Annotated in this window: 21 protein-coding genes; 13 read left to right on the forward strand and 8 right to left on the reverse strand. The window is 73.1% G+C overall.

Going from position 1 to position 15,364, the window contains the following annotated elements:
- The first annotated feature begins 27 nt into the window (after positions 1-27).
- The 7 genes from FHX33_RS10960 to FHX33_RS10990 all read left to right on the forward strand — a co-directional run bounded on the left by FHX33_RS10960 (position 28) and on the right by FHX33_RS10990 (position 5,519).
- Positions 28-1,035, forward strand: coding sequence for a sugar kinase (locus FHX33_RS10960; RefSeq protein WP_183428504.1), 1,008 nt, complete (start codon positions 28-30; stop codon positions 1,033-1,035).
- The gene (locus tag FHX33_RS10965; RefSeq protein WP_021765136.1) at positions 1,032-1,838 is read left to right on the forward strand and encodes an IclR family transcriptional regulator; all 807 of its coding nucleotides are present in this window, start codon (positions 1,032-1,034) and stop codon (positions 1,836-1,838) included. Before FHX33_RS10960 ends, FHX33_RS10965 begins: the two co-directional genes overlap by 4 nt.
- Complete coding sequence (locus FHX33_RS10970; RefSeq protein WP_021765137.1) at positions 1,835-2,239, forward strand: RidA family protein; 405 nt, start codon at positions 1,835-1,837, stop codon at positions 2,237-2,239. The genes FHX33_RS10965 and FHX33_RS10970 overlap by 4 nt, the downstream gene beginning before the upstream one ends.
- 168 nt (positions 2,240-2,407) lie before the next feature.
- Entirely contained in the window at positions 2,408-3,511 is a 1,104-nt protein-coding gene (locus tag FHX33_RS10975) for a 3-oxoacyl-[acyl-carrier-protein] synthase III C-terminal domain-containing protein (protein ID WP_183428505.1), read from the forward strand.
- Between the two features lie 13 nt (positions 3,512-3,524).
- Entirely contained in the window at positions 3,525-4,049 is a 525-nt protein-coding gene (locus FHX33_RS10980; protein ID WP_021765248.1) for an isoprenylcysteine carboxyl methyltransferase family protein, read from the forward strand.
- On the forward strand, positions 4,046-5,089 hold the full coding sequence (locus tag FHX33_RS10985) for an NAD(P)/FAD-dependent oxidoreductase (protein ID WP_183428506.1): 1,044 nt from the start codon (positions 4,046-4,048) through the stop codon (positions 5,087-5,089). Before FHX33_RS10980 ends, FHX33_RS10985 begins: the two co-directional genes overlap by 4 nt.
- Positions 5,090-5,189: 100 nt before the next feature.
- Positions 5,190-5,519 carry a ParB family protein gene (locus tag FHX33_RS10990; RefSeq protein ID WP_021763355.1) on the forward strand — a complete coding sequence of 110 codons (330 nt, stop codon included), beginning with the start codon at positions 5,190-5,192 and terminating at the stop codon, positions 5,517-5,519.
- Between the two features lie 78 nt (positions 5,520-5,597).
- Here FHX33_RS10990 and FHX33_RS10995 read toward each other — a convergent pair whose 3' ends face one another.
- From FHX33_RS10995 to FHX33_RS11010, 4 genes are all read right to left on the reverse strand, one after another.
- Positions 5,598-5,966 (reverse strand): META domain-containing protein, encoded by a 369-nt coding sequence (locus FHX33_RS10995; RefSeq protein WP_021763356.1) that lies wholly within the window; start codon positions 5,964-5,966, stop codon positions 5,598-5,600.
- Between the two features lie 132 nt (positions 5,967-6,098).
- On the reverse strand, positions 6,099-7,868 hold the full coding sequence (locus FHX33_RS11000; RefSeq protein WP_246397252.1) for a hypothetical protein: 1,770 nt from the start codon (positions 7,866-7,868) through the stop codon (positions 6,099-6,101).
- Between the two features lie 80 nt (positions 7,869-7,948).
- A complete protein-coding gene (locus tag FHX33_RS11005) occupies positions 7,949-8,929 on the reverse strand; it encodes a hypothetical protein (protein ID WP_183428507.1) in 981 nt (326 codons plus the stop codon).
- A gap of 84 nt (positions 8,930-9,013) precedes the next feature.
- Complete coding sequence (locus FHX33_RS11010) at positions 9,014-10,216, reverse strand: MFS transporter (RefSeq protein ID WP_021757643.1); 1,203 nt, start codon at positions 10,214-10,216, stop codon at positions 9,014-9,016.
- Positions 10,217-10,350: 134 nt separating this feature from the next.
- Between FHX33_RS11010 and FHX33_RS11015 the strand changes: the two genes are divergently transcribed.
- Together FHX33_RS11015 and panD are read left to right on the forward strand one after the other, a co-directional pair.
- The gene (locus FHX33_RS11015) at positions 10,351-10,803 is read left to right on the forward strand and encodes a MarR family winged helix-turn-helix transcriptional regulator (protein ID WP_021757642.1); all 453 of its coding nucleotides are present in this window, start codon (positions 10,351-10,353) and stop codon (positions 10,801-10,803) included.
- 11 nt (positions 10,804-10,814) lie between these two features.
- Positions 10,815-11,228, forward strand: coding sequence for an aspartate 1-decarboxylase (panD, locus tag FHX33_RS11020; RefSeq protein WP_021757641.1), 414 nt, complete (start codon positions 10,815-10,817; stop codon positions 11,226-11,228).
- Positions 11,229-11,243: 15 nt separating this feature from the next.
- Here panD and FHX33_RS11025 read toward each other — a convergent pair whose 3' ends face one another.
- Positions 11,244-11,744, reverse strand: a complete 501-nt coding sequence (locus FHX33_RS11025; protein WP_021757640.1) for a hypothetical protein — start codon at positions 11,742-11,744, stop codon at positions 11,244-11,246.
- Between the two features lie 70 nt (positions 11,745-11,814).
- Here FHX33_RS11025 and FHX33_RS11030 point away from each other — a divergent pair, with 70 nt between their 5' ends.
- Positions 11,815-12,177 carry a nuclear transport factor 2 family protein gene (locus tag FHX33_RS11030; RefSeq protein ID WP_021757639.1) on the forward strand — a complete coding sequence of 121 codons (363 nt, stop codon included), beginning with the start codon at positions 11,815-11,817 and terminating at the stop codon, positions 12,175-12,177.
- Positions 12,178-12,219: 42 nt separating this feature from the next.
- On the opposite strand, the gene crcB is transcribed toward FHX33_RS11030, so the two are convergent.
- From crcB to FHX33_RS11045, 3 genes are read right to left on the reverse strand one after another with little or no spacing between them, the layout of a single operon-like run.
- Positions 12,220-12,594 carry a fluoride efflux transporter CrcB gene (gene crcB / locus FHX33_RS11035; protein ID WP_021757638.1) on the reverse strand — a complete coding sequence of 125 codons (375 nt, stop codon included), beginning with the start codon at positions 12,592-12,594 and terminating at the stop codon, positions 12,220-12,222.
- The gene (locus tag FHX33_RS11040; protein WP_021757637.1) at positions 12,591-13,004 is read right to left on the reverse strand and encodes a fluoride efflux transporter FluC; all 414 of its coding nucleotides are present in this window, start codon (positions 13,002-13,004) and stop codon (positions 12,591-12,593) included. Before FHX33_RS11040 ends, crcB begins: the two co-directional genes overlap by 4 nt.
- A 41-nt stretch (positions 13,005-13,045) precedes the next feature.
- Complete coding sequence (locus tag FHX33_RS11045) at positions 13,046-13,573, reverse strand: universal stress protein (RefSeq protein ID WP_039920961.1); 528 nt, start codon at positions 13,571-13,573, stop codon at positions 13,046-13,048.
- A gap of 66 nt (positions 13,574-13,639) precedes the next feature.
- On the opposite strand from FHX33_RS11045, the gene FHX33_RS11050 reads away from it, so the two are divergent.
- The 3 genes from FHX33_RS11050 to FHX33_RS11060 are packed head-to-tail and all read left to right on the forward strand — an operon-like array spanning position 13,640 to position 15,334.
- Positions 13,640-14,098, forward strand: coding sequence for a phage holin family protein (locus tag FHX33_RS11050; protein WP_021757635.1), 459 nt, complete (start codon positions 13,640-13,642; stop codon positions 14,096-14,098).
- A 44-nt stretch (positions 14,099-14,142) separates the two neighbouring features.
- A complete protein-coding gene (locus FHX33_RS11055; RefSeq protein WP_021757634.1) occupies positions 14,143-14,340 on the forward strand; it encodes a DUF3618 domain-containing protein in 198 nt (65 codons plus the stop codon).
- The gene (locus tag FHX33_RS11060) at positions 14,330-15,334 is read left to right on the forward strand and encodes a YihY/virulence factor BrkB family protein (RefSeq protein WP_021757633.1); all 1,005 of its coding nucleotides are present in this window, start codon (positions 14,330-14,332) and stop codon (positions 15,332-15,334) included. The genes FHX33_RS11055 and FHX33_RS11060 overlap by 11 nt, the downstream gene beginning before the upstream one ends.
- Positions 15,335-15,364 lie beyond the last annotated feature (30 nt).

Genomic DNA, 15,364 nt, shown 5'->3' on the forward strand with positions numbered 1-15,364 from the left:
CGAGAGCCACCGCAGAGAGGAGGGGCAATGCCGTCCCCCCTGCTCGTCACCCTCGGCGAGGCCATGGTCGTGCTCTACCCCGAGGCGCACCGCCCGCTCGCCGAGGCGACGGCCTTCGGCTCCGACGTGGGCGGCGCCGAGTTCAACGTCGCCACCTCCCTCGCCCGGCTCGGCCTGCCGACCGCGTGGATCTCCCGCCTCGGCGCGGACGGATTCGGCGAGCGCATCCTGCGCGTCGCCGCGGACGCCGGCCTCGACACGCAAGGCGTCGAGCTCGACGAACAACGCCCGACCGGCCTCTACATCAAGGAGTCCACGCCCGGCGCCGACGGCGTCGCGACCCGGATGCACTACTACCGCCGCGACTCGGCAGCCTCCGCCCTGGAGCTGCCGCAGCTGCACGCCGCTCCGGCCGCCGACCTGCTGCGCCGCGCCTCCCACCTCCACACCAGCGGCATCACCGCGGCCCTCTCGCCGAGCGCCGCGGAGGTGACCGCCGGGCTCCGGGAGGTCGTCGGCCCGGAGACGCTCATCAGCGTCGACCTCAACTTCCGCCCCCGGCTCTGGCGCGACCACGACACCGCCCCGCTCGACGCGCTCGTCGCCCAGGCCGACCTGCTCTTCGCCGGCCACGACGAGGCCCAGGCGCACTACGGCCACACCGACCCGGCGCGCCTGTTCGCCGCCTTCCCCCGCCTCGACGCCGTGGTGCTCAAGGAGGACGCGCACCGCGCCTCCGTGCACCGCCGCGACGGCCGCGCGACGCACGTGCCCTGCCTGACCGTGGAGGTCGTGGAGCCGGTCGGCGCGGGCGATGCGTTCGCGGCCGGGTTCCTCGCCGGCCTCGCCGAGGGACGCGACGACGCGGCGTCCCTGCGCCTCGGGCACGCCCTGGCAGCGCTCACCCTGATCGGCCACGGCGACCGGCCGCTCTCGGTGCCGACCGCGGCCGAGCGCGAGACGATCGCCGCGGCCGGCGACGAGTGGGCCGGGTGGCGCGTGCATCCCGGCGAGATCCCCTGGAGGTCCGCATGAGTCAGTCCCTCGCCCGCGCGCTCGACGTGCTCGACCTCGTCTCCCGCGGCATCGCGACGCTGGACGCCCTGGCCGAGGAGGTCGGTGTGCACAAGACGACGGTCCTCCGCCTCCTGCAGACCCTCGAGCAGCGCGGGTTCGTCGGGCGCGACAGCTCCCACCGCTACCACCTCGGCCCTGCGGTCTTCGCCCTCGCCGAGAGCGCGCTCGACGCCCGCGACGTGCGCACCGCCGCGGGCCCCGCGCTGCGCGAGCTCGCCGCCGAAACCGGTCAGACCGTGCACCTGGCGACCTACCAGGACGGCGTCGTCACCTACATCGACAAGGTGGAGTCGCGGCAGCCGCTGCGCATGTACTCCCGCGTCGGCCTCCCCGCCGCCCTGCACGCGACCGCCGTCGGCAAGGTGCTGCTGGGCGCGCTGGATGCCGCGGAGCTCGATCGCGTCGTCTCCGCCGTGCCGTTCGAGCGCTACACCGAGCGCACCATCGGCAGCGCCCCCGAGCTCGTGGCCGAGGTGCGCCGGAGCGCCGACCGCGGCTGGGCCGAGGACCACGAGGAGCACGAGACCTTCATGAACTGCGTCGGCGCCCCGGTCTTCGGAGCCGACGGACGCATCGCCGCAGCCGTCTCGGTCTCGGTGCCGAACGTCGTGCTGCCCTACGAGGGTGTGCTCGGCCTCCTCCCGTCGCTGCTCGCGGCGACCGCGCGCATCTCCGCCGAGCTGGGAGCACCCGCCTCCAGCATCCCGACCGCCACCCTGCCGGGCGCGAGCGCGCCCGCCGCACCGAAAGGCTCCGCATGACCGACCGCATCGCCCTCTCCACCACCGACGCGCCCGCGCCCGCCCACACCTTCTCGCAGGGCGTCCGCCGTGGACCGTTCCTCCAGGTCTCCGGCCAGGGGCCGGTCGATCCCGCCACCAACGAGTACCTGCACCCGGGCGACGTGAAGGCGCAGACGATCCGCACCCTCCAGAACGTGGAGGCCATCCTCGCCGCCGGGGGCGCGACTTTCGACGACGTGATGATGCTGCGCGTCTACCTCACCACCCGCGACGACTTCGGCCTCATGAACGAGGCGTACGGCGAGTTCGTCGGCGCGCGCGTCGCGTCCGGCGTGCTCCCGGCCCGCACCACGGTCTTCACCGGCCTGCCGCGCGAGGAGATGCTCGTCGAGATCGACGCCCTCGCCGTCCTGGCCTGACGCGCCGCCCCTCCCCTCCGCTCCCCTTCGCTCCTCCCTCCGGCACATTCGTGCCGAATGTCGTGAATGGGCGCCGCTAACACCGCATTCGTGCCGAATGTCGGGAGTGGGGAGACTGCCCCGTGCCCTCCCTGTGGCGCACGGAGCCACGGGGTGTACGTTGCGCTTGTGAGCCGAATCGTGTCGGTGGCGCCGGTGCTCCCGGCCCGCAGCTACCCCCAGCAGGAGATCACGACCGCGCTTCTGGGGATGATCACACCGGACCCGAAGCGCCAGGCCGTGATGCGCCGCATCCACGCCTCCAGCGGGGTGGAGACACGCAGTCTGGTCATGCCGCTCGAGCGGTACAGCTCGATCGCGTCGTTCCAGGAGTCGAACGACTTCTTCATCGCCGAGGGCACGACCCTGGCCGAGCGCGCCATCACCGGGGCGCTCGCCTCGGCCGGGCTCGAACCGGCCGACGTCGACTTCCTGCTCTTCACCTCGGTGACCGGCATCGCCGCCCCGTCGATCGACGCGCAACTCGTCGCGCGACTCGGGCTGCGCCCCGACGTCAAACGGCTGCCGAGCTTCGGTCTCGGCTGCGTCGCCGGCGCAGCGGGCATCGCCCGGGTGCACGACTATCTGGCCGGTCATCCCGGGGAGGTCGCCGTGCTGCTGTCGGTGGAGCTCTGCTCCCTCACGGTGCAGGCCAGCGACGACTCGATGGCGAACATCGTCGCCAGCGGCCTCTTCGGCGACGGCGCCGCGGCGGTCGTGATGGTCGGCGACGAGCGGGCCGAGGCTCTGGGTCTCCCAGGCCCCGAGGTGGTGGACACCCGCAGCCACATCTACCCCGACACCGCCGATGTCATCGGCTGGGACATCGGCGGCACCGGTTTCCGCATCGTCCTGAGCGCGGGCGTGCCCGACGTGATCGAGCGCAATTTCGCGGGGGATGCCCGTGGGATCCTCGCCGCGCACGGCCTCGACGTCTCCGACGTGGGGGCCTGGGCCGCGCATCCCGGCGGCCCGAAGGTGCTGGAGGCGTTCGCGCAAGCGCTCGACCTGCCCGAAGGAGCCTTGGACGCGAGCTGGCGGTCGCTGGCCCGCGTCGGCAACCTGTCGTCGGCGGCCGTGCTGCACGTGCTCGCCGAGCAGCTGGACGCCCACGAACCCGGGACGGTCGGGTTGCTCTTCGCCCTCGGCCCCGGCGTGACGAGCGAGCTCGTGCTGCTGCGCTGGGCGGCCGGCGCTGCGCAGGCCCCCGCGGCGATCGGCGCGGCCGCGTGATCCGGGCGGCGTCGTGATCTGGTACACACTGCTCGTGCTGGCGACCGGCGGCGAGCGCATCGCCGAGCTGGTCGTCTCCGCCCGCAACGCCCGCTGGTCGTTCGCCCGCGGCGGGGTGGAGTTCGGCCGCGGGCACTTCCCGCCGATGGTCGCCCTCCACACGGGCCTGCTGCTCGCCTGCCTGGCCGAGGTGTGGTTCGGCGACCGCCCGTTCCTCCCCTGGCTCGGCTGGCCGATGTTCGCGCTGGTGCTCGCCAGCCAGGCGCTGCGCTGGTGGTGCATCACCGCCCTCGGTCCGCGCTGGAACACGCGGGTCATCATCGTGCGCGACCTCCCGCTCGTCGCGGGCGGCCCGTACCGCTGGCTGAAGCATCCCAATTACATCGCCGTCGTGGTGGAGGGGTTCGCCCTCCCCCTCGTGCACACCGCGTGGATCACCGCGCTCGCCTTCACCGTGCTGAACGCGGTGCTGCTGCTGGCCGTGCGCATCCCCTGCGAGAACCGCGCCCTGGCGACCGTCGCCCCCGCACGGGCATGACAGCCCCCGACCTGATCGTCGTCGGCGCCGGCCCGGTGGGGCTGGCGTGCGCGATCGAGGCGCGGCTCGACGGGATGGACGTGCTCGTCGTCGAACCGCGCAGCGGCCCCATCGACAAGGCGTGCGGGGAGGGGCTCATGCCGGGCGCGCTCGCGGCCCTGCACCGGATCGGCGTCGATCCCGCCGGTCGCCCGCTGGCCGGGATCGCGTACATCGATCGCGACGCGCGCGTCGAGCACCGGTTCGCCGAGCGCCCGGGGCGCGGAGTGCGGCGAACGGTCCTCCACGCCGCCCTCGCCGAGCGCGCCGAGTCGCTGGGCGCACGGAGGGCCGAGGGCCGGGTCACGGGTGTCTCCCACAGCGGCGACCGCGTGCGGCTCGAACTCGCCGACGGCGGGTCGCTCGAGGCTCCCTGGGCGATCGCGGCCGACGGCCTCCACTCCCCCATGCGCCGGCTGCTCGGACTCGAGCGGCGCCCGCAGGCCGAGGCCCGGCGCCGGTTCGGCGTCCGGCGGCACTACGCGGTCGAGCCGTGGAGCGATCTGGTGGAGGTGCACTGGTCCCCGGTCGCCGAGGCCTACGTCACCCCGGTGGACGAGCGCACGGTCGGCGTCGCCGTGCTGGGGCGGCGGCCGCTGGATCAGGAGGCCGTGCTCGCGTCGCTGCCGGGGCTCGCCTCCCGGCTCACCGGCGTCGGGACGATCGGCTCGCTGCGCGGCGCCGGCCCCCTGCTGCAGCGCGCCCGATCGCGGTCGTCCGGGCGCACGCTGCTCGCCGGCGACGCATCCGGGTACGTGGACGCCCTCACGGGCGAGGGGATGCGCGTCGGCTTCGCGCAGGCGCGGGCCGCCGTCGCCGCCGTGCGCGCGGGCGACACCGAGCAGTACGAGCGGGCGTGGCGGGCGACGACCCGCGATTTCCGGATGCTGACCTCGGCCCTGGTGATCGCGGCGCGCTCGCGATTCCGGCCCCGCATCGTGCCGACCGCCGCGGCGCGGCCCGAGCTCTTCGGCTCCATCGTCGAGCGCCTCTCGCGCTGACAATGCATGCATAGGAGGGTCTAAATAGTGTGCTCGCCGGTGTCCGCCGGTTAGAATATAGAAGATCGATTATCACCTACTGATATTCTGTGAGGTCTTCATGAGCCGACCCTCCGATGAGAGCTCCTCAGCCCGTCGGCGCAAGCCTCCCGACACCTCGCCGTTTCACGCCCAGCCCAGCGCGGTCGGCAGCCCTGCGGGGTCGCGCCGCCGCACGACCATCACGTTCTATCTGACCGACGCCCTGCGCAATCGCGCCCGGTCCGTGTACCGGGCCACCTCGTTCGCCGAGCGAGACAGCAGCTGGTCCGAGATGCTCACCAAAGCGCTCCTCGCCGAGGTCGAGCGCCGCGAGCTCGAGCACAACGACGGCGAACCCTTCGTCATCACCGACGAACCATTGACCCCCGGCAGACCCATCGGGTTCTGACCGGGCCGAGAGGGCGTCCCGCCTGGCGGATCCCCCCAACTCCCCGCGGGGCGCCCTCTCACTCCCCGGTCGGCACGCTCAGCCCTTGGCGAGCGTGCCGACCTTCTCTCCACCGTTCGCGTAGACGACGAGGTCGCCGCCGGAGATCTTCGCCGTGTTCGCCCGGCTGAGCCAGGGGTTCACACCGTCGCACGCCTTGAGGGTCGAGGCGAAGGGACCGAAGGTGAACGTGTCGCCGCTCACCGTCCCCTTGCCCGACATGTCGTTGCAGCCGTCGTTGCCGCTGAAGGTGCCGTCATCCTTGATCGTCAGGTTCGGCTGTCCCGCTGCCGACGACCCCCAGGTGCCGGTGAAGGACGAACCGGGCGACGAACACCCGGTGAGGGCGACGATCGCGGCGACAGCGGCGAGGGCGAGGGCGGCGCGGGCGGGTCTCAGGCTCATCATGCCTCACACCGTAGTGGTCGGGCCGCGCGGCGGAAAGATGCATTCGCGGGCGAGACCACGCCTCACGGCGGGCATGGCGAAGCGGGCCGTCGACCGGGATCGACCGACGGCCCGCGCGCCGTTCGCACGCGACTAGCGCGTGCGGTGGTGCCGCCGTTCGCGGCTGGCCGCCGTGAAGAGCGCCAGCACTCCGAAGAGCGCCAGGAGCGCGGCGAGCGCGCCCAGGGCCAGTTCGTTCGAGCCGGTCGAGGCGAGCATCGCCGAACCGCCGGAGCCGAGCGCCATCACGGCGCCGACCGAAGCCGTCGTCGTGCCGGTGCCCGTGCCGGTTCCGTTGCCGCCGTCACCCGGGACGACCGGAGTCGTCGGCGTGGTGGGCGTGGTGGGAGTGGTGGGAGTGGTCGGGGTGGTCGGCGTCGTCGGGGTCGTGGTCGACCCGGTCGTGCCACTGTCGCCGATGACGCTGATCGCGTTGCCGCCGACCGTCACGGGCACATCCAGCCCGATCGGCAGCTCGACGGGGAGCAGACCGCCGAGGAGGCCGGTGCCGGAGTCACCCGTGCCGGTTCCGCCGGTGACGGTGGTGCCGCCGCCCGTGGTGGGCGCCGTCACCGTGGAGCCGCCGCTGGACGAGTCGCCCACGACGCTCACCGCGTTGCCGCCGGCCGTCACGGGGACACCGGCGTTGATCGGCAGCTGGACGCCGCCGGTCAGGCCGCCGAGCAGTCCGCCGTCCGTTCCGGTGCCGGTCCCGCCGCTGGTGGCGGTGGTGCCGGTACCGGACCCCGCCGGGGCGGTGGTGGAGGAGCCGGTCGACGAGGAGTCGCCGACCACGCTGATCGCGTTGCCGCCCGCGGTCACGGGGACTCCCGCGTTCACGGGAGCCTGCACGTCGCCGAGCAGGCCGCCCAGGAGGCCGGAGTCACCCGAGCCGGAGCCCGAGCCGCTCGCCACCGTGGTGCCCGAGCCCGTCGCCGGCGCCGAGGTCGTCGACCCCGCCGTGGTGGAGTCGCCCAGCACGCTGATCGCGTTGCCGCCCGCGGTCACGGGCAGTGCCGCATTCACCGGCGCCTGCACGTTGCCGAGCAGACCGCCCAGGAGGCCGCTGTCGCCCGAGCCGGAGGCCGGGTCGCTCGTCACCGTGGTGCCGGCTCCCGCCGCCGGAGCGGAGGTCTGCGAGCCGGTCGACGACGAGTCGCCCAGCACGCTGATCGCGTTGCCGCCGACCGTCACCGGGACCGCGGCATCCACCGGGGCCTGCACGTCGCCGAGCAGGCCGCCCAGCAGTCCGTCGTCCGAGCCGCCTCCGGTCGACGTCACCGTCGCGCCGGGAGCCGCCGCCGGGGCGGTCGCGGTCGAACCGGACGACGACGAGTCGCCCAGCACGCTGATCGCGTTGCCGCCGACCGTCACGGGGACGGCCGCGTTCACCGGCGCCTGCACGTCGCCGAGCAGGCCGCCGTCACCAGACGAATCGGTCGTGGTCGCCGTCGGCGCCGGGGCCGCGGCAGGCGCGGCCGGAGCCGTCTGCGACTGGTCGCTGCCGGCATCGCCGGCCACGCTGATCGCGTTCCCGGTGACCGTGACCGGCACCGAGACGTCGGCGACGGCCTGCGTGCCGTCGAGGACGCCGCCGATGGCGGACGGGTCGATCGTCACGGACGGAGCCGCGGCGGGCGCCGGAGCGCTCGTCGTCGCCCCGGCCGAGGACGAGTCGCCCAGGACCGAGATCCCGTTGCCGGAGATCGTGACCGGGACGGAGAGTCCGACCACCGCTTGGGTGCCGGAGCCGGCGCTGTCGGCGGTGGGGGCCTCAGCGGCGTTCGCCGCCGCCGTCCCCGCCAGCCACAGGCCGCCGGTGCAGAGGGTGATCCACAACCCTCGCGAGACGTACTTGTTCATGGTTCAGCCTTTCGAATGAGTGATGTCGCCTCCGCGTGGGAGGCATGGTCGCGTTCTGCCCGCAGGCAGACGGGACCCACTCAGTCGGGGCTGGTGTCGTGGTCGGCGACGGGGGACGCCGGGATGCGGTCGTCCATTGAAGCGCTGGTCGCGCCGCCCAGGGCGCATGTAGGCAGGGCGATGCCGTCGGCGACGGCCGAGAGCGCGACGCCGCCACCGCCTGCCGAGGTCGAGCCGGCACCGGCACTGCCCGAGGGCACACCGGGCGGCGGCGCCTGGCCGCCCCCGCCCGGGTATCCGGGAACAGGGGACGACGGGTCTGCGGGCGCACTCGCTGCGGAGCCGCCGATGAGCGCCGATCCGGCGATGCCGAGGCCCGACGAGCCGGCGGCAGCGAAGCCGATCGGCAGATCGAACGTGGCTGCGGGAGCCGCGGCGAAGACGGATGCGGAGGTCGCGGCCGGTGCGTTGACGGCCGGCCCGTCGACCCCGCTGCCGGCGGGCGGCTGCGAGACGACCGGGGGCTCGGAGGCACCCGGTGCGAGCGGGGTGACGGTGTCGGTGACCACGCCCGCGACACCCGAGACCGTCTGATCGACGAGACCGGTGACCGGTGTGGTGACGGACTGAACCGGGGTGCTCCCCAGCAGACCGGTCACGACGTCGCCGACGACCGGCGTCGAGGTGACGACCGTGTCCACCGTCGTGGCGACGGGCTGGACGACGGCGGTCACGGGCGCGGAGTCCGCGATGCCGGAGACCGCCGAGGTGACGGGCGTCACGACGGCCGAGACGACCTCCTTGACCGGCTCCGGAAGGACCGGGGCGACACTCGAGGTGACCGCGCCGACCGTCTGGCCGAGGCCGCTCGTCAGTCCCGTCACGACTCCGCCGAGACCGGAGGAGGCGGCGGGCGGCGGAGGCGCGGCCTCGTCGGCGTGCGCGGACCCACCGCCGAACAGCAGGCCGAGACCGACCAGAGCTGCGCCGCCGATCATCGAACCGAGCAGGACGCGGAGGCGCAGGCGTGACGGGAGCAGCTCCTCAGCCACATCAACCATCACGATCACCCCCTGATCGTCACGCTTCAGATACTTCTGGTGTCCGGTTCGTTCGGGACAAGCGAGAGTGTACGCCTCCGTCTACTAGACCGGAAGCTTCACATCGGAAACCCCGTCGGACACCGCTCCCCCGCGTCGCGCTGCCGACCGGGCCGCCCCGGCGGCCAGCGCCACGACGATGAGCGCCCCCACGGTCATGGCGGCACCGACCCAGAGCGGCGAGGTGTAGCCCAGCCCGGCCGCGATCGTGAGACCGCCGAGCCAGGCGCCGATCGCGTTGCCGACGTTGAAGGCGGCGATGTTCGCGCCCGACGCCAGGGTCGGCGCGTGGTCGGCGTAGGTCAGCACCCGCAGCTGCAGCGCGGGGACGGTGGCGAAGCCGGCGGCGCCCATCAGCACCAGCGCGATCACGGCGGGGACGGGCATCCCGGCGACGAGCGCGAAGCCCACCAGCACCACCGCGAGCACGGCGAGCAGCACGAGCAGCGTCCGGTCGATCGACCGGTCGGCGAGGCGCCCGCCGACCCAGTTGCCCGCGAAGAGCCCGAGGCCGAACAGGATGAGCAGCCACGGCACGGCGCCGGCCGCGAAGCCCGAGACGCCGGTGAGCGTGTAGGCGATGTACGTGAAGGCGCCGAACATCCCGCCGAAGCCGAGCACGGTGGCCACGAGGGAAAGCCACACCTGCCCGGAGCGGAAGGCGCTCAGCTCACGGCGCAGGCTGGTGGCGCCGGAGTCCGCGGCTTCGCGGGGCACCAGGACGGCCACGCCGACCAGGGCGATGACGCCGATGCCGGTGATCGCCCAGAAGGTGGAGCGCCACCCCGCCGCCTGTCCGAGCAGCGTCCCGAGGGGCACTCCGAGCACGTTGGCGGCGGTCAGGCCGGTGAACATGATCGCGATGGCGCGGGCGCGCTTCTCGGGCCCGACGAGCCCGGCCGCGACGACCGAGCCGATGCCGAAGAAGGCACCGTGGCAGAGCGCGGCGACGACGCGTCCCCCGAGCATCATCGCGTAGGTCGGGGCGAGGGCCGAGAGGAGGTTGCCGACGATGAACAGCACCATCAGCCCGAGGAGGGCGGCCTTGCGCGGGATGCGGGTCGCTGCGGCGGTCAGGGCGATGGCGCCGACGGCCACGGCGAGCGCGTAGCCGGAGATGAGCCAGCCGGCGGCGGCCTCGTCGACGTGGAAGTCGGCGGCCACCTCGGGCAGCAGCCCGGCGATGACGAACTCGGTCAAGCCGATGCCGAATCCGCCGAGGGCGAGGGCGATCAGGCCAGCAGGCATGTGAAGACTCCGTGAGTGAGGGGGTGGATGGGGTGAGCGCGTTATCCTGTTACTTGCAGACGCGCTATAAATAGTTGCACGCGCAATTACTTTGCGCAACCCCGGCGCCTCTGCGCGACCAGACAGGAGACCCCGTGGGGATCGGAGACGACGCCGTCGAGGTGCGCGCGCAGGGCTGGCGCACGCTCGCCGCGCTGCACAACTTCATCGAGACCGAGCTCGAACGCGCCCTGACCCGCGACGCCGGGCTCTCCGTGGTCGAGTACACGGTGCTGGACGCCCTCAACCGCCAGGACGGCTGGCACATGCGCATGCAGCAGCTGGCCCGCGCGAGCGCCCTCAGCCCCAGCGCCACCACCCGCCTCGTCAACCGGCTCGAGGAGCGCGGCCTGCTCACCCGGGTCGACTGTCTCGACGACCGCCGCGGCATCTACACCGAGCTGACCCGGCCGGGCCACGCGCTGCTCGACACCGCACGCCCGGTGCACGACGCCGCTCTCGAGCGCGCCCTCGCCGAAGCCACCGACGTGCCCGAGCTGGCCGCGCTCGTGGCCGCCCTGCCGCAGCTCACCCTCGCGACCGCCTGAGAGAGGCCCGCATGCTCCGCACCATGTTCACGTCCAAGATCCACCGCGCGACCGTGACCCACGCCGACTTGCACTACGTCGGCTCCCTCACCGTCGACCAGGACCTCCTCGACGCCGCCGACCTCCTGCCCGGTCAGCAGGTCTCCGTCGTCGACATCGCCAACGGCAACCGGTTCGAGACGTACCTCATCCCGGGCGAGCGCGGCAGCGGAGTGATCGGCGTGAACGGTGCGGCCGCGCACCTCGCCCACGTCGGCGACCTGGTGATCGTCATGGCCTACGGGCAGATGGACGACACCGAGGCCCGCTCGTATGTGCCTCGCGTGGTGCACGTCGACGAGCGCAACCGCATCGTCGCGCTCGGCTCCGACCCGGCGGAGGCGCTCACCCCCGGCGTCGAGACGCCGCCGTTCGCGCTGCGCTGAGCCGCCCCTGAGGCGTCAGCGCAGCACTTCGATCAGCGCCACCCACGAGAACAGCACCGTGGCGACGATCGCCAGGATGCTCGCCGCCGCCACGACGACGAGCCCGACGGCCGGCTGCGCGATCAGCAGGAGCACACCCCCGGCGAGGTAGGTCAGCACCGGGATCACGAACGGGACGATCTGCGACGCGTCGTACTGATGGAAGCCGGCCCGCGTCTCGTCGTGGCGGATCGCCCGCGCGGCGAGGGCGGCCACCACGGCGACCGCGAGCCCGCCGACCAGCACCTGGATCGCGTAGCCGACCGGCTCCTGGCCCGGGATGAGAGCGAGGCAGCAGAGCACGACGCCCAGGATGAGGGAGGCGATGGACGCACCTGCCCGCGCGGCCAGTCCGCGCGACTCGGCGATCTGCTTGATGTTCACCGACAGCGCCACGATGAGCAGGCCGCCGAGGGCCGCGCCCGCGCCCGCGACAGCGGTGTTGAACGGCACCCAGTCCTCGAACAGCGGATCCATGGCGCATATCGTATCGGCCGGCCGCGCACCAGGCTGGTGGGCCGGTGCGGGCAAGGCGTATAACGGGGTCATGGCCGACGCGATCACCAGCTGGATCGACGACTACCGACGCGCATGGGAGTCGAACGACCCGGACGACATCCGGGCGCTCTTCACCGAGGACGCGAGCTACCGCACCGAACCCTTCGCCGAGCCGTGGGACGGCCACATCGAGATCGTCGAGGGCTGGCTCGACGCCCGCGACGAGCCCGGCGCGGCGGCGTTCGAGTGGCGGGTGGTCGGGCAGGACGGCCCCCAGTACTTCGTGGAGGGCGTCACCGACTACCGGGACGGCCCCACTTACAGCAATCTCTGGATCATCCTGCTGGCACCCGACGGGCGCGCGCAGGAGTTCACCGAGTGGTGGATGGAGCAAGACGCCGGCGACGAGTGAGCGCCGGGGAGCGAGACTGCCGGTGCGCCCCGTCGCCTCCCGTCAGAGCTGCCCGACCCACAGGCCGAGCCCGGCCGCGGCGAGCGCGAGCAGCAGCATCCCGACGCCGTTGAACGCCGCCGCCCGGTAGCGGCGCTGCTGTGCCAGCCGCACGGTCTCGAAGCTGGCCGTGCTGAAGGTCGTGTACCCGCCGAGGAACCCGGTGCCGAGGACGGCGCGCCACTCCGCGGGCAGCCCGTTCGCGAGTGCCAGCCCGGTGACGAGTCCGAGCAGGAACGAACCCGTCACGTTGATGACCGTGGTGCCGAGCGGGAAGTTCACCCGCACCAGGCTGCGCGTGACGCCGTCGAGCACGAGGCGCGCGACGGCGCCGAGGCCGCCCGCCACGGCGACGGCGAGCACCAGGAGGGGTGTCACGAGGCGTCCCCATCGCGCCGAAGACGGCCCGCTCGGCGGCGTCCGAGGGCGGCGCCGAGGGCGATGCCGGCCAGGGACGCGAGTGCACCCACGGCGATCGTGGCGACGGCGTAGAGGATGCTGCCGCCGACGTTCTGCGCCACGAACAGCCCATCCGTGTCGACGGCGAACGCGCTGTACGTCGTGAAGCCGCCCAGGATCCCGGTGCCCACGAAGAGGCGCACCGCGCGGCGGCGGCCCTCGTCCGGCCCGCGGAGGGCGAGCGCCTCGAGCAGCCAGCCCAGCACGAACGCGCCCACCACGTTGATCCCGAACGTCGCGAGAGGGAGGCCGTACACCGAAGGGACGGCGCCGGAGATCAGGTAGCGCACGGTCGTGCCGAGCGCTCCGCCCACGAACACGAGCAGCACGGAGCGCCAGTGGAGGTGGACGGGAACGGGAGGGCGCGGCGTCACTTCTCCGTGGGGTCTTCCCACGGCAGGGACTCGGCACCCGCGACCGGGGCCAGCGGCACGACGATCACCGGCCGGTGCTGGCGGTGCGCCAGGTGCACGGCGACCGACCCGTTGAAGAACTCGCGTAGGCTCCCGCGCAGGCCCGCTTCGCGCGTGCCGACGACGATGTAGCGCGCGTCCACCTCGTCGGCGAGCCTGGTCAGCGCCCACGCGGGGTCGCCCGCGAGCTGCTTGAAGCCGAACGGGACCCCGCGACCCTTGAGCACGGCCCGGACGCGCTCCTCCAGCTCGGCGTCGAACTCCTCCTCGGCCGCCTCCGGTAGATCGGGGTCGTACGGCAGGGCGACGACCGTGCCGTCGACGTAGTTCGAGACGAGATACCGGTTCGGGTCGACCGTGGCGCACACCAACGGCACCCCGAGATCGCCGGCCAGACGGGCCGCCTGCTCGAGCACCGCCACCGGCTGCCCGGCGACCACCGCGACCAGCACGCCGCCACGCCCGAGGGAGTCGTTGCCGCTCATGTCCCTAGTGTGCACCATCCCATCGGGGTACGGTCCAGGTACACGCGAAAGGTGAGACGGCACAGGATGAGTCACGACAACACGAGCACCGGAGCCCCCACGGCGGGGTCCGCCATCCCCCGAGAGCGTCGGCGCACGACGCGCGGGCTGCGCCCCCTGCCCGAGTTGACCCGGGATCTGGTCGCGCAGCTGAAGCGGCTCGTCAGCTCCGAGCTCGCCCTCTTCAAGGCCGAGATGTCGGCGAAGGCCAAGGCAGCCGGGATCGGCGCCGGCCTGCTCGTCGGCGCGCTGGTCTTCGTCTTCTTCGCCCTCTGCGTGCTGGTGACCGCCGCGGTGCTCGGGTTCGCCCTCATCGTGCCGGCCTGGCTCGCCGCCCTGATCGTCGCGGGCATCCTCATCGTGCTCGCGATCATCGCCGCCCTGATCGGCCGCGCCAGCCTCAAGCGCGGCGTGCCGCCGATCCCCGACGACCTCGGCTCCGAACTGCGGGCCGACGCACACGCCCTGAAGGGGGAGCAGCCGTGACCGCGCCGACCACCACCCGCCCGCCCCTCCCGAGGGGCGCCGGGATGAACACCATCCAGCTCGACCTCGAGGTCACCCGCAGCGAGCTCGCGCGCACCCTCGACGACCTCTTCGCGACCTTCAACCCGCGCATCCAGATCCGCTCGCACCCGGTCGCCGCCGGCAGCGTGCTCCTCGGCGTGCTCGCGGCCACGGCGGGCATCGCGACTCTGCTCATCCGGAAGCGCCGGCGTGACGGCTGAGCGCCCCAGGGTCCCCTGGGTCAGGCTCCCCTGGGGCTTCATCCTGAAGGGCACGCTCCGCCGCTTCTCCCGCGACGCCTGCACCGACCTCGCCGCCGGTCTCACCTACTTCGGCGTGCTGTCGCTGTTCCCGGCCATGATCGCGCTCGTCAGCATCCTGGGCCTGGTCGGTCAGAGCAAGACCGGCATCGACGCACTGTTCGGGATGGTGAACCAGCTGGCGCCGGGGATGCTCGACGTCGTGCGCGGCCCGATCGAGGCGCTGGCCGAATCCCCGGCGACCGGGATCGCCCTGGCCATCGGCATCGTCGGCTCCGTGTGGTCGGCCTCCGGGTACGTCGGCGGCTTCGGTCGCGCCCTCAACCGCGTCTACCACGTGGAGGAGGGCCGCACGACGTTCGCCCTGCGTCCCGCGCAGCTCCTCGTCACCATCGCCGCCCTCGCCCTCGTGGCCATCGTCGCGATCCTGCTGGTCGTCTCCGGCCCCATCGCGCAGGCGATCGGCGACGCGATCGGGCTCGGGGACGCCGCGCAGACGGCGTGGTCGATCCTGCGCTGGCCGATCGTGGTCGCGGCGCTGGTGGTGCTCGTCGCCCTGCTCTACGGGGTGTCGCCCAACGTGCGCTACCCGCGCCTGCGCTGGCTCACGACCGGGGCCATCGCCGCGATCGTCGTGATCGGGATCGCGTCGACCGGGTTCGCGTTCTACGTCGCCAACTTCGGCAGCTACGACAAGACGTACGGCGCACTCGCCGGCATCATCGTCTTCCTGCTCTGGATCTGGATCGCCAACGTCGCGCTGCTCCTCGGCGCCGAGCTCGATCGGGAGGTCGAGCGCGCGCGAGAGATCCTGGCCGGCGAGGAGGCGGAGTACGGGCTGAGCCTGCCGCTCAAGTCCGACGCCGCGATCGTCAAGGCGCGAGACGCCGAGGCGGGCGTCGTCCTCGCGGCCCGCAAGCTCCGCAAGGAGCACGCCGCCCGAGACGGCGAATAGTCCGCCCGCTCGGCGCTTTTCGCGGCACAT

This window comes from Leifsonia aquatica, assembly GCF_014190775.1.
GTDB classification, from domain to species: domain Bacteria; phylum Actinomycetota; class Actinomycetes; order Actinomycetales; family Microbacteriaceae; genus Leifsonia; species Leifsonia aquatica.